Genomic DNA, 14,727 nt, shown 5'->3' with positions numbered 1-14,727 from the left:
ATGACGAACCGCGTCGAGCCGCGCGTGCGGCGAGGACGAGGCACATGTTTGACATCGTGATTTTTTGGTTGTTACTTTCTTCGGGTATCAAAGAAAGTTGCTCGAGGGGCACAGGGAGCACCGTGCAAGGCGCCCGCCCCGTCGCAGCCACTTCCGCAGCACCCCACCTTCGCCGGAGCGTGAATTGCGTGATGACCCCACGGAATCGCCTGGTCGTGTCCTCGCTGTTGCTTCTGACGGTTGTCGTACAAACGGCGTGCGACCCGGCTGAGAAGCCCACCGCCACGCTGACGGGGGTGAGCGTCACCCCGCCCAGCATCACCCTGTCCGCCGGTGCCACCCAGCAGCTCACCGTCACCGGTACCTACAGCGATGGCTCGACGAAGAGCGTCACGGCGAACGCGACCTTCGCCTCCGACACCCCCGCCACCGCCACGGTGAGCAGCCCGGGTGGACGGGTGACCGCCGTCGCCGCCGGGACGGCCCGGATCACCGCCACCGTCTCCGGCAAGAGCGCTTCCACCACCGTGACGGTCAGCGCGTCCTCGGGACCGACGCTCTCGTCCATCGCGCTCGGCCCGAGCCCGGCCTCCGTGGTCCAGGGCGGCACGCTCCAGCTCACCGTGACGGGCACCTACAGCGACGACTCCAGCCGGCCGCTGACCACGGGCGTGACCTTCAGCTCCAACGCGGAGGGCATCGCCACCGTGAGCACCTCCGGCGTCGTCACCGGCGTCTCGGTGGGGAGCGCGACCCTCACCGCAGCGGCGGGGGGAAAGACCACGACGCTGGAGGTGTCGGTCACCGCGGCATCGACCGCGCCCGACGCGAACCAGATCGTCTTCTATGACGGCTATGGCACGGGCGTGTCCTTCGCGGACTTCGGCGGCGCCGCCAACAACGTCACCGTCGACGCCACCGAGACCTTCAACGGCCGCAAGGTCATCCACTTCCAGGTCACCAGCACCGGTACGTACTCCGGCGGCGCCTGGGTCACCTCGACGCCCCGGGACCTCTCCGCCTACAACGCGCTGACCTTCTGGGCGAAGGCGAGCAAGGCCGAGACGCTCAACGTGACGGGCATCGGCAACGACGCGGGCACCGGCTCCGGTACCGGCTTCGCCAGCGAGCGGACCTCGCTCGAGCTCACCACGGCGTGGCGCAAGTACACCCTCCCCATCCCCAACCCGGCCCGGTACAAGAACGTGGGGGGCCTCTTCCACGTCGCCGACGCACCCGACGGCTACACCCTCTACCTCGCAGACGTCATCTACGAGCACCTCGGCTCCGGCGTGCTCGGCGCGGCCACGGCCTCCATCGGCAACGGCAACGCCAACACGGCGTCGGTCGCGACGGCCGGAACCCGCCCCATCGACGCGAGCCAGAACCAGGCCGTCTTCACCGTCGCGGGCGATCCGGGCAGCCCCGTCACCTTGAAGCCGGTGGCCAACACCTTCTTCGACTTCACCTCGTCCGATGCGGCGATCGCCTCGGTCAACAGCAGCGGCGTCATCACCGGCGTGGCCGCGGGCGGCCCGGTGACCATCTCCGCCCGGCTGGGTGACGTGACGGCCAGCGGCTCCTTCGCCATCACCGTCACCGGCGTGCCGAGCCAACCGGCCACGCTGCCTCCCACGCCTTCCCATGCGGCCGGGGCGTCCGTGTACTCGCTCTACAGCTCCGGGCCGGGCGGCTACTCGGGCACGGCCTCCGACCAGAGCGCCAAGGTGGACACGTGGCGGACGAGCTGGAGCGCCGGGTCCGGTGGTGAGCCGTTCACCCTCACCACCAGCGAGGGCAGCGCCGCCCCCCTCAAGTACGTCTTCAGCAGCCCCTCGGCGACCTACATCGGCGTCGAGTTCTACGGCACCAGCGGTGCCAACCAGATCGACGCCGAGGGACGGGGGCTCACCAAAATGCACCTGGACCTGTGGACGCCGGACAACACGACCAACTTCCAGGTGAAGCTGGTCGACTTCGGGCCCGACGGCGTCTACAGCGGCCCCGGTGGCGACGACACCGAGGGAATCGCCACCCTCACGGCCGACTCCACGCCGCCGCTCTCCGCCGGAACCTGGCTGTCCTATGAGCTGACGCTGGCCAGCGACTTCCCGGGTCTGGCGAACAGGCACCACCTGGCCCAGATGGTCCTGATCGCGCCCAACGGCGGCACGATGTTCATCGACAACATCTACTTCCACCCGTAGCGGCAAGGGTGTTCGCCGGCGCCGTGGCCTCGAGGGGCCCGGCGCCGGCATCCACCTGCCATCCCATGCGTTCCCTCGTATTGGAGGGAAAGCCGAATTTTCGCGTTGCGTATCGCCCGGGGACGCGAATCCGCGCAAAATGGAGGGAGAGCCGTCCGTGTCCGAGTGGAACCAGGGCAGCCGGGCGGCAGGGGAGGCTCACGAATGGAAGTCAAAGGCGTTGCGTTCCTGGCCCGGCAGGCCCACGCGGAGCAGACCTTCGGCACGGCGACGTGGCGCGCGTTCCTCGCCGAGCAGGCGCAGAGGGACCCCATCTTCTCCCAGCCGGTAATGCCGGTGACGCGCATTCCGGCGGACGCCTTCCTGCGGCTCAACGACGCCATGACCCAGCAGTTCTACGCGGGGGATCCGCAGGCCTACTGGAAGTACGGCGTGAAGTCCGCCGAGTACGCGCTGAGCCTGGGCCAGCTCAAGCCACTCTTCAGCAAGGGAGAGTACCAGCGCTTCGCCATGTTCACCCCGGGCATCTGGAAGGGCTACTTCACCCAGGGCGAGCTGACGGCGCAGCTCCAGGGGAACGTGTTGGAGTTGCGCATCACGGGCGTGCCCCGGCCGCACATCTACTTCGAGCTGTCGGTGATGGGCTTCGCGTCCGGTGGGCTCTCCTACCTGAGCAGCAAGGAAGTTCCGCACGAGGTGGGCAAGGGCTTCAGCCGGGGCGACATGGAGGTCGCCTACCGCTTCACCCTGCCCTCCTGAGTCGAGCGCAGCCGCGGCTCAGCACAGTGCAGGCGTATCTCCTGCCCCGGTACTCCGGGCGGAGTATCTTCGCGCCCCGCATGAGACGAACGCTCCCGTTGTTCCTCCTCCCGTTGTTGCTGGCCAGTTGCGAATGGGTGGCCGACCCGCTGTCCTTCACCCGGGAAGACGTTCCCCGGTACAAGGCCCGGGCCGAGCACCCCGCACCGGTGGCCAACCCCACCTCACTCAAGGTGATGGCGTGGAACGTGAAGTACGGTGCCTGCCGCATCGACTTCTGGTTCGACTTCTGGGGAGACCGCGTCCAGATGTCCGAGTCAGAGGTGACGGACTGTCTCACCCGGGTGGCGGCGCTCATCCGCGAGTACGACCCGGACATCCTCATGACGGAGGAGATCGAGGTCGACTCCAAGCGCAGCGCCTACATCGACCAGGTGCGCTTCCTGCTGGAGAACACGAACCTCCGCTATGCGGCCTACATGTCCACGTGGGACTCGCGCTACGTGCCGTCCGAGGGCGTGGGCCGCATCAACCTGGGCAACGCCATCCTCTCGCGCTACCCCATCACCAAGGCCGAGCGCATCCGGCAGCAGGACCGCACGGATCAGGATCCGGTGACGTCGACGTTCTACATCAAGCGAGCCATTGGCCGGGCCGAGGTGGACGTGGGCAACGGCCGGACCATCGCCGCGTACGTGGTGCACACCGAGGCGTATGACCAGGACGGCACCAAGCAGAAGCAGATCCAACAGATATATGACGTCCTCCGGGCGGAGACGCTGCCCTGGGTGATTGGAGGAGACTTCAACGAGCTGCCGCCCGTCTGCGACGAGCGCGCGGCGGCGGGGACCCCCGGGTCCTGTGAGGGCAAGATGAGGCTCTCGGGCTTCCTGGACGAGCGCGAGAGCAGCAAGGGCAGCGATTACGAGCAGCCGCCCTACACGCCCAGCGTGATGAAGCGCTTCCATGACGACTTCGAGCCCTCCATCTCCCTGGCCCGCTACGGCGTGGGCGAGGAGAACCAGCGGCCCTTCTTCACGCACTCGGTGCTCGGACCGGACAGCGTGAATGACCAGGGCGTGCGTGGCACGTGGAACCGCACGTTGGACTATCTCTTCATCCGCAAGGGCGAGGTGTGGACGGACACGGACGTCATCCAGGGGCCCGGGCGTCTCGGGGTCCAGAGCGATGCCAGCCGTCTGTCCGATCATGCCCCCGTCGCCGGTACCTGGAGGCTGCCATGAGAGCCCTGTTGATGGCGGTACTGCTGTGCAGCGCCCTGATGGGCAGCACCGGGGCCCTCGCGCAACCGATGCCGGCCCGGGACACCGCGGACGTGGGCCCCCGGGGCTCCTGGAGCGTGGGCGTGTTCAACCCGCTGCGCATCGCGTTCCACGACAGCGTCGAGCTCCAGACCCATCCCCTGCTCTTCTTCGTGGCGCCCCACGTGGATGCCCGCTTCGCGCTGCTGCGCTCGCCCCTGCGGCTGACGGCCGAGGCCGGACTGTCCATGCCCACGCTCGCCATGCGGCTGGTGAAGGGCTACCTCTTCCCCAGTTGGGACACGAGCCAGAACGACATCGGGTGGATGCTGATTCCGCGGGCGGGGCTGTTGCTCTCGGGGAACGTGCTCGAGCACGACGTGTGGACGCTCCGGGCGGAGGCGGCCTTCCGGGTTCCGCTCGGCCCCAACAGCGCCACGCCGCTCAACTCCTTCCTCACGCCGTTGGATCTCGTGCTCGCGGCACCGCTCACGGGCTTCCGCTCGCGGGTGGGAGGCGCCTATGACCACGCCTTCAACGACCGCCTGCGCCTGCGCGGAGAGCTGAACCTCTACGTCACCGGCTCCCAGGGCCACCTCATCGCCTCGGGCCAGGACGAGGGGCCCATCGCCTCCGTGTCCCCGCTGGTGCTCACGGCCCACGTGGGCGTGGACATCGCCCTCTTCCAGCACAGCCGCCTCACCGCTGGCGTCCTGTGGGCCAACGCGGACCAGGGCGCCACTCGCGTGCTCGAGGGCGCCGATGGTTTCAGCGAGCGCGTCCGCGTCCGGAGCAACGACTTCCTCCCGACGCTGGACTTCATCTGGCAGGGGTTTTGAGCGGAACGCTCAGCTGTCCTTCTTGATCTGCTGGGCGAGGTAGTGCGCCTCGCCCACCTGCTTCATCAGCTCGAGCTGCGCCTCGAGCCAGTCGATGTGCTCCTCGGTGTCCTCGAGGATGGTGTCCAGCAGCTCCCGGCTGCCGTTGTCCCCCAGCGTGCGGCACAGCTCGATGCCCTCGTTGAGGCGCTTCTGCGAGCCGAGCTCCAGCTCCAGGTCCAGGCGAAGCATCTCGGGGATCGTCTCCCCCACGTTCACCTTGCCCAGGCGCTGCAGGTTGGGCAGGCCCCCCAGGAAGAGGATGCGCCGCACGAGCCGGTCGGCGTGCTTCATCTCGCCGATGGACTCCTCGTAGATCTTCTTCTGCAGCCGCTCGTAGCCCCAGTTCTCCGCGATGCGCGCGTGGAGGAAGTACTCGTTGATGGCCGTCAGCTCGGTCGTGAGGATCTCGTTGAGCAGGTCGATGATCTGGGGGTTGCCTTTCATAGGGCCGGGGACGCTAGTTGCAGCGCGGGCACCGCACAACCGTCCCGGCAGGCGGAACGGGCGTTGGCACCCTGACGGCACTCCTTGATCAGATCCGCGATCTGCTCCTGGCAACCCCCACACCCGGTGCCCGCCCGGCAGGCCTGCCCGATGGCTTCCACGCTCCGGGCTCCCTCGGAGATGCGGGCGCGGATGGTTCGGTCCGAGACGACATGGCAGAGGCAGACGATCATTCGAGGCTCACACGACGAAGGGCCACACCACGTGGCCCCAAGTTGCAATTGAGAATAATTCGCAATACCGACTCCGTCAAGCACCCCCCCGGGCGGGCCGGAGACCCTGGCGGCTCCATCTCGTGCTCCCGAAGTGGAGGGGAATCGTTCAATCTTTCCGGGCTGTCCGCGTTTTCCCCCGGTACGCAAAGGAAAGAACCCCATGAAGCTCTTCACGAGAGGATCAGCGCTGTGTGCGTTGATCCTGGCGGTCTCGAGCGCCCCCGCGCTCGCTGGCACGGCGACGGTCTACTACTACACGCCCTACAAGGCCTGGACGTCCGCCTACATCCATCACGACGCCAGTGGCACCTGGACGGCCGTGCCGGGCAACGCGATGAGCGCGGCCTGCACGAACTGGGTGACGAGGGTCATCACCACGGGCTCGGCCACCACCTTCCAGGCGGTCTTCACCGACGGCCAGAACCGCTGGGACAATCTCAACAACCAGTCGGGTGCCAACTACGTCATCCCCACGACGGGCACCCACCAGGTCAAGAACGGCCAGCTCCTGGCCAACACGGGCTCTCCGTGTGCCGCCGATACCCAGGCGCCCACCGCGCCGGGCGCGCTGACCGCGGGCACGGTGACGTCCACGTCCATCTCCTTCTCGTGGACCGCCTCCACCGACAACGTGGGCGTGGTCCGTTACGACGTCTACCGCGCGGGCACGCTCATCGGCTCGGCCACCAACACGAGCTACACCGATACCGGACGCATCCCCTCCACGGCCTACAGCTACACCGTGAGGGCCGTGGACGCAGCGGGCAACGTGTCCGCCGCCAGCCCTGCCCTGTCCGTCACCACCCCCGCGGGCAACAAGGCCGAGGTCTATTACTACACGCGCACCCGCGCCTGGACCGCCGTCAACATCCACTACGCGCCCACCGGTGGCGCGTGGACCGCCGTGCCCGGCGTCGCCATGAACGAGACCGCCTGCACCGACTGGGTGAAGAAGACCGTGGACCTGGGCCCGGCCACCGGCATGAAGGCGGCGTTCAACAACGGCACCACCTGGGACAACAACAACGGCACGGACTACTCCCTGGGCACGGGGCTGATCACCGTCAGGGAGGGTGTCGTCACCGCCAATGCCTCCACTCCGTGCGTGACGCTGCCGCCGGATACCTCCGCGCCGTCCATTCCCTCGGGCGTCATCGCCACGGCCTCGGGGACGCAGATCAACCTCTCCTGGAGCGCCTCGACCGATGACCGTGGCGTCACGGGCTACGAGCTGGTGCGCACCGGGGGAACCCAGGGCACGCAGACCTGGACCACCTCGCTCACCCGCTACAGCGACACCGGCCTGACGGCCCAGACCGCCTACAGCTACACCGTGAAGGCCTTCGACGCGGCCGGCAACAAGTCCTCCGCCAGTGCCTCGGTGTCGGCCACCACCGGCAACGCGCCGCCTCCGGCTCCTCCGGGAGAACCCCTGGGCGGAGACATCCGCGAGGACTCCATCTACTTCGTGCTCACCGCGCGCTTCTACGATGGCGACTCGTCCAACAACCGCGGGGGCAGCATGCACGTCAAGTCGGGCAACGCCGCCAACAACGACCCCATGTTCCGCGGTGACTTCAAGGGCCTCATCCAGAAGCTCGACTACATCAAGGCCCTGGGCTTCTCCGCCATCTGGATCACCCCCGTGGTGCTCAACCGCTCGGACTACGACTACCACGGCTATCACGGCTGGGATTTCCACAAGGTGGATCCGCGCCTGGAGTCCGCGGGAGCCACCTACCAGGATCTCATCAACGCGGCCCACGCCAAGGGCATCAAGATCATCCAGGACGTGGTCTACAACCACTCCAGCCGCTGGGGCGCCAAGGGGCTGTGGAGCGCCAAGGTCTACGGGGTGCGCGACAGCCAGTGGAGCTGGTACTACGACGCGCCCGTCTCCGGCTTCACCTATGACGGGCTCACCGTCGAGCCCACCAGCGGGAAGTCCTATTACAACGGGGACCTGTGGTCGACGTCCGAGCCCGCGGGCAACACGTGCCGCAACTGGGGCGTGCCCACGGGGGGCTACAGCGCCGAGGGCTACAAGCTCTACAACTGCCAGTGGCCCAACCCCACCTCGGGCATGTTCCCCTCGCAGTACTTCCACCAGTGCTGGATCGGAAACTGGGAGGGCGAGGACTCGCGCAGCTGCTGGATTCACGAGGACCTGGCGGACTTCAACACCGAGAGCACGCCGGTGCAGCAGTTCCTGGTGGACGTCTACAACAAGTACATCGACATGGGCGTGGACGGCTTCCGCATCGACACGGCGGTCCACATTCCGCGCGTCACCTGGAACCGGCGCCTGCTGCCGGCGGCCCACCAGCACGCCGAGGAGAAGTTCGGCGCCAAGGGCCGGGACTTCTTCATGTTCGGCGAGGTGGGCGCGTTCGTGAACGACAAGTGGAACCGCGGCTCGCCCAACCACTCGGCGCAGTTCTTCACGTGGAAGGAGCGCAAGACCTATAGCGCGGATGACACCGCGGCCGCGCTCGAGCAGTACAACTACGAGCAGACCCAGGGCACGGCCAACCAGCCCACGTCCACCAATGCCTTCCTCCAGGGCAACCTGTACCACGCTCCGGATCACAGCCAGTTCTCCGGCATGAGCGTGATCGACATGCGCATGCACATGAACTTCGGCGAGGCCAGCAATGCCTTCTGGAACGGCAAGGACTCGGACGACAGCTACAACGACGCCACCTACAACGTGGTGTACGTGGACTCGCACGACTACGGCCCCAACAAGTCCGGCACCCGCTACGCCGGAGGCACCGACGCCTGGGCCGAGAACATGAGCCTGATGTGGACCTTCCGCGGCATCCCCACGCTGTATTACGGCTCGGAGATCGAATTCCAGGCGGGCAAACAGATCGACTGCGGCCCCACCTGCCCGCTGGCCACCACCGGCCGCGCCTACTACGGCGACAACCTCGAGGGCAGCGTCACGGCCTCCGACTACGGAGTGGTGGGCAGCGCCTCCGGCAAGGTCTCGGAGACGCTCGGCAAGCCGCTGGTCAAGCATCTGCAACGCCTCAACCAGCTGCGCCGTAGGATTCCCGCGCTCCAGAAGGGGCAGTACTCGACCGAGGGCGTCACGGGGACCATGGCCTTCAAGCGGCGCTTCACCGATGCGGCCAGGGGCGTGGACAGCTTCGCGCTCGTCACCGTCTCCGGGGGAGCCACCTTCAGCGGCATCCCCAATGGGACCTACCAGGACGCCATCACCGGTGATGTGAAGACCGTGACCAACGGCTCGCTGACGGCCAGCGTCACCGGCAAGGGCAACCTCCGCGTGTATGTGCTCGACCTGCCCGGCAACCCGGCGCCTGGCAAGGTGGGCTCGGATGGCCCGTACCTGAAGCCCTGACGGGCGGTGGCTCCAGGAACCCGCGGGCTGCTGCTTCGCGGGTTCCCGGGGCACGGCGGTCGCCGTGGCTCGTGCCGGTTGCCGCCGTTTCCGCCTGCTTCGCCTTGGCCATTGCCGGCTGCTGCCGCTGGCGGGCGGTCCACCTCAGCTGAGGGTGGTGACGAGGCCTCCCTCGGCGCGGAGCACCGCGCCGTTCGTCGCGGCGGACAGGGGGCTGGCCAGATAGGCGACCAGGCTGGCGATCTCCCCCGGCTCGATCATCCGCTGCAGGAGCGAGGACGACCGGTGTCTGGCGAAGAACTCGGCCACGATCTTGTCGGCCGGGGCCTCGGGCTCGCTGGACACGCTGCGCAGGAAGTCGACGATGCCCTCCGAGTGCGTGGGTCCCGGGAGCACCGAGTTGACCGTCACCTTCGTCCCCTTCGTCAGGTTGGCGAGACCTCGCGAGATGGAGAGCTGCGCCATCTTGGTCGTCGCGTAGTGGATCATGTCCGGAGGAATGGTGAGCGCGGACTCGCTGGAGATGAAGATGATGCGTCCCCAGTTGCGCTTCAGCATGCCCGGGAAGTAGGCCCGCGACAGCCGCACACCGCTCATCACATTGACGTGGAGGTAGGAAAGCCAGTCGGCATCGGTGATCTCCGCGAAGGGCTTGCTCTCGTAGATGCCCAGATTGTTGACGAGGATGTCGACGCCGCTCGCCTCCTTCTGGATCAAGGCCGCGCCCTCGGCGGTCGCCGCATCCGCCAGCACGCCGCGGATGTGCTTGCCTCCGGAGGCGCGGATGTCCTCCACCGCTTGATCGAGCTTGGCCCGCGAGCGGCCGGTGATGAGGACCTCGGCGCCCTCGGCCGCCAGCGTCCGCGCGATCTCGAGGCCGATGCCAGCTGTGGCGCCAGTGACCAGCGCGGTCTTCTTGTTCAATTGCAGGTCCATGAGAGCTCCCAGTCGGGGTGGAGGAAGGGGCGGCGTGAGCCGTGCCGTGGTGCAGATGGAATAACCCTTGCGTACCGGGACGACTATTCGCAGGATGGTCGCAATACTTGTGAACGGGATTCACGAATGGCGCGCATCCTCATGGAGCGCTCCGGAGAGCTGGAGGTCTTCCTGCGGGTGGTACAGGAGGGCGGATTCTCCGCGGCCGCCAGGAGCGTGGGCCTCACTCCCTCGGCGGTCAGCAAGCTCATCACCCGGCTCGAGAAGCGGCTCGGCGCCCGCCTCTTCATGCGGACGACCCGCGCGCTGAGCCTCACCGAGGAAGGAGAGGCCTACTACCGGGCGGGACAGCGCATCCTCCAGGAGCTGAACGACGCCGAGCAGGCCGCCGCCGCGGGGGCGGTCCGGGGCCGCCTGCACGTCAATGCGTCGATTCCCTTTGGTTCCCAGTTCGTCGTCCCCGCCCTTCCCGCCTTCCTCGCGCGCTACCCCGACGTCATCGTCGATCTCAGCTTGACCGATGACGTGGTGGACCTGCTCGCCCAGAAGACCGATGTCGCCATTCGCACGGGCGACCTGCCCGACAGCGCGCTGCTCGCGCACAAGCTCGGGCAGAGCCGCCGCGTCATCTGCGCCTCACCCGCCTACCTCCAGCGCAAGGGCACGCCGAAGACGCCCGACGAGCTCCGGCACCACGACTGCCTGACCTTCAACTTCCGGCGCGCCCGCAGTGGCTGGCCCTTCCGGGAGGCAGGCGGCATCACTCAACGGGTCGTCGCGGGGAGCGTGTTGGTGAACAACGGCGAGACCCTGAAGCAGATGCTGCTGAACGGGGTGGGCATCGGCCGCCTGTCCCTGTGGCATGTGGCCGCGGAGCTCAAGGCCGGCCGCCTCGTCCCCCTGCTGGAGAAGTACAACCCGGGCGACCTGGAGCTGATCCACGCCGTCCATGTCGGAGGCGGGCAGGTGCCCCACCGCGTGCGTGCCTTCATCCGCCACATGGTGGACACGATGAAGGCCTCGCCGCTAACGGGTTAGCGCGAGCGTGGCTCTCACGGCGCGGGCGAACATGTCCTATGAAAAAGTGCGGTGCAGGACGGAGCTGAAAAGTAGCGCCTGGGCGTTGTCCCCTGATTGAAATGAACTCCTGGAGGACGTCATGTCGTTTCCACTGATGACTCGGGTGAAGCCAGCCGTGCTCACAACCATCTTGCTGGTGTCAGCCCTCGGCTCTGCGGGTCCTGCCTTGGATTCGGCCACGAGCGCCTGTCGGCAGAACCCGAACTACTGTGCTCGCGTGGCAGGCGAGGAGGCTGTGGTCCCCACCATCCAGGGAGCTGCCGAGATTGTCTCCGTAGGGGCCACGCTGCGAGTGCTGGACTCCAACACGCAGGCCGACATCGAGAGTTCCTTGGAGAAGTGCGTCGATTGGGCGAATGACCAGGTCAACCGCCGCCGATTCAGCGGCAACAGCCCCTCACGCAAGCAATGCCAGGAGGAGGTATCAGGAACGGACCCGTGTGGAAGAAGAATGACCCGGGCCATGCACTTGGGCACGGAGAAGCATGCCCTGGCCCTCCAGTGCGCGGAGGAGAAACTGGGCGAACTGATTCCAGGGCGCTTCAGCCGGGAGCCGCGATACCGCTACGACCCCCAGACCGGGCAGAAGCAGTTGGTCAGCCGCGAGGAGGCACGAACCCTCCTGCAGCAGGGGTGCGGCAACGAACTCGAGGGGACGATCGTGCCCGACATCGTCATCCACTCGGGCAATCCGCTCGAGGCCCTGGCCGTCTACGACTTCAAGTTCCCTTGCCCCGACACAAACAAGCCCACCTGGAGAGAGTATGAGAAAGGACCCTTCGCAGGCTCGACCCAGGGGAAGATGTACTTGGAGATCTTGAAGGTAGGGCCCAACCTGATCGCACCGATACGAGGAATCATCCGGTGGCTCGAATCCCAGAAATAAGGCTCCACACGAAGCAGGGGGTGCTCGTGGCACGTGAGGGCGTGAGCATTTGTTTCTACATGCGCCGCTCCCACGAGGAGATTGCCCGGGCGGTGATGCGTTCACTGGAAACGTATTCGCGCGCGGTGGGACAACAAGCGCTTGGCTGGTATGTGGACCCGGAGGGGGACTGGCAGGAACTCGATGATGCGGGCTGGAACCTCACCCGTCTCAAGTTGCAGGAGCGAAGCAGCCCCATCCTCAGACTGCGAGAGACTCCGAGTGGTGTCAGCCAATATGCCTTCGATTATTACGGCAAGTCGCTCGACTCCCCTTTGTTCGTGAACAACCCGGGCGCGGTGTGCGCGGTCTCCTTCTGCCTTCCTCCCGAATACCTGGAGACGCATGGACCCGCCCACGTCCGTGAGTTGGCGCTGGAACTGGCAACGCCGCTCCCCTTCAACTCCGGTCACGCCAGCCTTGCATTCAATTCCTTGATGCAACTCCCCGGCGGCTCAGCGGAACTCCGTCCGTGGTGCTTTCGCTACCCTGGAATGAACATCCAGACCCTGGAAGACACCGCCTGGGACATTGGCACACGGGTGCGGGGGGCCTACTGGCTGACCTTCCTGGGTCAGCCGGTGCTTGGCGAGCTGGGTGGGGCCTCGGGTCTACGTGCCCGCCTGTCCTCTCCGGATATCTCCGTGCGGGAACTGGAAGGTGAGCGAGCCGTCGTCACTCTGGGGGACTGGCCCGAGGCTGGCGATACCGAGGAGGGGCGCGAACTGCCGTTGCACCGCGAGTTGGCGCGCATCCTGGAGCCATGGCTCCATCATCGGCAGAACCCCTGGAGCGGCTTCACCCAGGAGGACATGCGTCGATGGGAGCGCCGCTTCCTCGACTGAGCACGCTCCTGCCTCCCCGTCGATTCCCTGGAACCGCATCCCATTTCATATTATGACCATAATACAAAGAAGGGTCTGCACCCGAACGAGGAGAAGTCATGAACGGCCGAATCTCCGCTCCCAAGTCCACGCGGCACCTCCAGGCTCTCGAGCGGATCATGCGAGGAGAGGCACCACCTCCTCCGATCGCGAAGCTGCTGGGCCTCCTGCTCACCAGTGCCGAGACAGGCCGTGTCGTCGTCGAGCTCGACGCCTCGGCGCGCCAGGCCAATCCCATGGGGACGCTCCACGGGGGCGTCATCTGTGACCTGGCCGATCTCGCCATGGGCGCTTCCATGGCCACGACGCTCGAGGACGAGGAGAGCTTCACCACGCTCGATCTCACGACGAAGTTCCTCAAGCCCATCTGGAACGCGCGCCTCCGGGCGACCGGGCGTGTGGTGAAGCGGACGCGGACGCTCGGGCTGATCGAGTGTGACGTCGAGGACGAGAAGAACAGCCTCGTGGCCAGGGTGTTCAGCTCGTGCATGGTCCTCCGTGGAGACGAGGCGCGCGGGCGATGAGTGCCACCCTGCCCGCGGTGGAGGTCCTGCCATGGCTGTGCGCGGCGCCGTTGTGCCTGGGGCTGAACACGTCTCGGCTCAGGACTCCTTCGAGCGCATGACTTCCCGAGTCGTTTCCCCTGCCCCGCGCCGTGGCGATCGCCTAGGTTGCCCCTGCCTCGACAAGGGGGAACACCATGGCAGCGAAGTCACCGCGCAAGAAGGCAGCCACCCGCACCACGACGCGCCGGCCCCGCCGCAAGAAGGCCGAGCCCGCGTCCAAGGGACTCACGGCCGCCGAGGTGGCCAGCGAGGCCGCCACGCCTCCCGTCGAGCTGGTGCAGGGCATCCAGGAGGACGGCGGCCAGGTGCTGAGCGTCTACCGGGATCCGCTCGGCGCGCACACGGTGGTGTTCGCCGCCCTGCCCATCGACAAGGTCGAGCCCACGCCCTACCAGCGCGACGTGTCCGAGCCCCACGTGAAGCGGCTGGCCGGCGCCATGGAGCGCCTGGACCGGTTCCTGGATCCCATCATCGCCATCCGCAAGGAGGGCCGGTACTGGACGCCCAACGGCAACCACCGGCTCCAGGCCTCGAAGCTGCTGGGCGGCAAGTCCATCATGGCGCTGGTGCTGCCCGAGGAGGACGTGGCCTACCAAATCCTCGCCCTCAACACGGAGAAAGCGCACAACCTGAAGGAGCGCTCGCTCGAGGTCATCCGCATGCACCGGGGCCTCACCGGGGCGCGGGCCGGGCGCGAGTCCGAGTTCGCCCACCTCTTCGAGGAGCCCGCCTTCCTCACCCTGGGCGCCGCCTACGAGAAGCGGCCGCGCATCTCCGGAGGCGCCTACCACCCCTTCATCAAGCGCGCCGAGTCCTTCCTGGACCTGCCCATGGCCGAGGCCCTCCGGGTGCGCGAGGCCCGCGCCGACAAGCTCCTGGAGCTGGACGACGCCGTGGTCACCGTGGTGGACGGCCTCAAGGCCCGGGGCCTGCAGAGCCCCTACCTCAAGAACTTCGTGGTGGCCCGCATCAACTTCCTGCGCTTCAAGAAGGAGGGGCCCGTCGAGTTCGAGCCCACCGTGGCCCGGATGATCTCCAGCGCCAGGAAGTTCAACCTGGACAAGGTGAACCGCGAGGACATCGGCCGGATGAGTGGCCCCCTCCTGGCCGAGGATTCGGAATAAGGATTGCAAGGCAG

The 14,727-nt window shown here is 66.9% G+C and carries 13 protein-coding genes; 10 read left to right on the top strand and 3 right to left on the bottom strand.

Annotation, left to right across the window (positions count from 1 at the left end; genetic code table 11):
• Window positions 1-191 precede the first annotated feature (191 nt).
• From AC16DP_RS35270 to AC16DP_RS35255, 4 genes are all read left to right on the top strand, one after another.
• Window positions 192-2,207: an Ig-like domain-containing protein gene (locus tag AC16DP_RS35270; RefSeq protein ID WP_329729158.1), complete on the top strand. Its 2,016-nt coding sequence runs from the start codon at window positions 192-194 to the stop codon at window positions 2,205-2,207.
• 204 nt (window positions 2,208-2,411) lie between these two features.
• Complete coding sequence (locus AC16DP_RS35265; RefSeq protein WP_329729157.1) at window positions 2,412-2,966, top strand: hypothetical protein; 555 nt, start codon at window positions 2,412-2,414, stop codon at window positions 2,964-2,966.
• 80 nt (window positions 2,967-3,046) lie between these two features.
• The gene (locus tag AC16DP_RS35260; RefSeq protein ID WP_329729156.1) at window positions 3,047-4,210 is read left to right on the top strand and encodes an endonuclease/exonuclease/phosphatase family protein; all 1,164 of its coding nucleotides are present in this window, start codon (window positions 3,047-3,049) and stop codon (window positions 4,208-4,210) included.
• Complete coding sequence (locus AC16DP_RS35255) at window positions 4,207-5,067, top strand: hypothetical protein (RefSeq protein ID WP_329729155.1); 861 nt, start codon at window positions 4,207-4,209, stop codon at window positions 5,065-5,067. Before AC16DP_RS35260 ends, AC16DP_RS35255 begins: the two co-directional genes overlap by 4 nt.
• A 9-nt stretch (window positions 5,068-5,076) precedes the next feature.
• Here the strand turns inward: AC16DP_RS35255 and bfr are convergent, their stop codons facing one another.
• Both bfr and AC16DP_RS35245 read right to left on the bottom strand, forming a co-directional pair.
• A complete protein-coding gene (gene bfr, locus AC16DP_RS35250; protein ID WP_329729154.1) occupies window positions 5,077-5,553 on the bottom strand; it encodes a bacterioferritin in 477 nt (158 codons plus the stop codon).
• Entirely contained in the window at window positions 5,550-5,786 is a 237-nt protein-coding gene (locus AC16DP_RS35245) for a (2Fe-2S)-binding protein (RefSeq protein WP_414640719.1), read from the bottom strand. The genes bfr and AC16DP_RS35245 overlap by 4 nt, the downstream gene beginning before the upstream one ends.
• 202 nt (window positions 5,787-5,988) lie before the next feature.
• Here AC16DP_RS35245 and AC16DP_RS35240 point away from each other — a divergent pair, with 202 nt between their 5' ends.
• The gene (locus AC16DP_RS35240; RefSeq protein ID WP_329729153.1) at window positions 5,989-9,198 is read left to right on the top strand and encodes a carbohydrate binding domain-containing protein; all 3,210 of its coding nucleotides are present in this window, start codon (window positions 5,989-5,991) and stop codon (window positions 9,196-9,198) included.
• Between the two features lie 144 nt (window positions 9,199-9,342).
• Here the strand turns inward: AC16DP_RS35240 and AC16DP_RS35235 are convergent, their stop codons facing one another.
• On the bottom strand, window positions 9,343-10,134 hold the full coding sequence (locus tag AC16DP_RS35235; protein WP_329729152.1) for an SDR family NAD(P)-dependent oxidoreductase: 792 nt from the start codon (window positions 10,132-10,134) through the stop codon (window positions 9,343-9,345).
• A 126-nt stretch (window positions 10,135-10,260) separates the two neighbouring features.
• Between AC16DP_RS35235 and AC16DP_RS35230 the strand changes: the two genes are divergently transcribed.
• From AC16DP_RS35230 to AC16DP_RS35210, 5 genes are all read left to right on the top strand, one after another.
• A complete protein-coding gene (locus AC16DP_RS35230; protein ID WP_329729151.1) occupies window positions 10,261-11,172 on the top strand; it encodes a LysR family transcriptional regulator in 912 nt (303 codons plus the stop codon).
• A gap of 121 nt (window positions 11,173-11,293) precedes the next feature.
• Window positions 11,294-12,100, top strand: coding sequence for a hypothetical protein (locus tag AC16DP_RS35225; RefSeq protein WP_329729150.1), 807 nt, complete (start codon window positions 11,294-11,296; stop codon window positions 12,098-12,100).
• Between the two features lie 41 nt (window positions 12,101-12,141).
• On the top strand, window positions 12,142-12,984 hold the full coding sequence (locus tag AC16DP_RS35220; protein ID WP_329729149.1) for a DUF3396 domain-containing protein: 843 nt from the start codon (window positions 12,142-12,144) through the stop codon (window positions 12,982-12,984).
• Window positions 12,985-13,082: 98 nt separating this feature from the next.
• Window positions 13,083-13,547 (top strand): PaaI family thioesterase, encoded by a 465-nt coding sequence (locus AC16DP_RS35215; protein WP_329729148.1) that lies wholly within the window; start codon window positions 13,083-13,085, stop codon window positions 13,545-13,547.
• Window positions 13,548-13,723: 176 nt separating this feature from the next.
• Complete coding sequence (locus tag AC16DP_RS35210; protein ID WP_329729147.1) at window positions 13,724-14,713, top strand: ParB/RepB/Spo0J family partition protein; 990 nt, start codon at window positions 13,724-13,726, stop codon at window positions 14,711-14,713.
• Window positions 14,714-14,727: the final 14 nt, after the last annotated feature.

Source organism: Archangium sp., from assembly GCF_057119385.1.
This window is presented reverse-complemented; position numbering and strand designations above follow the sequence as displayed.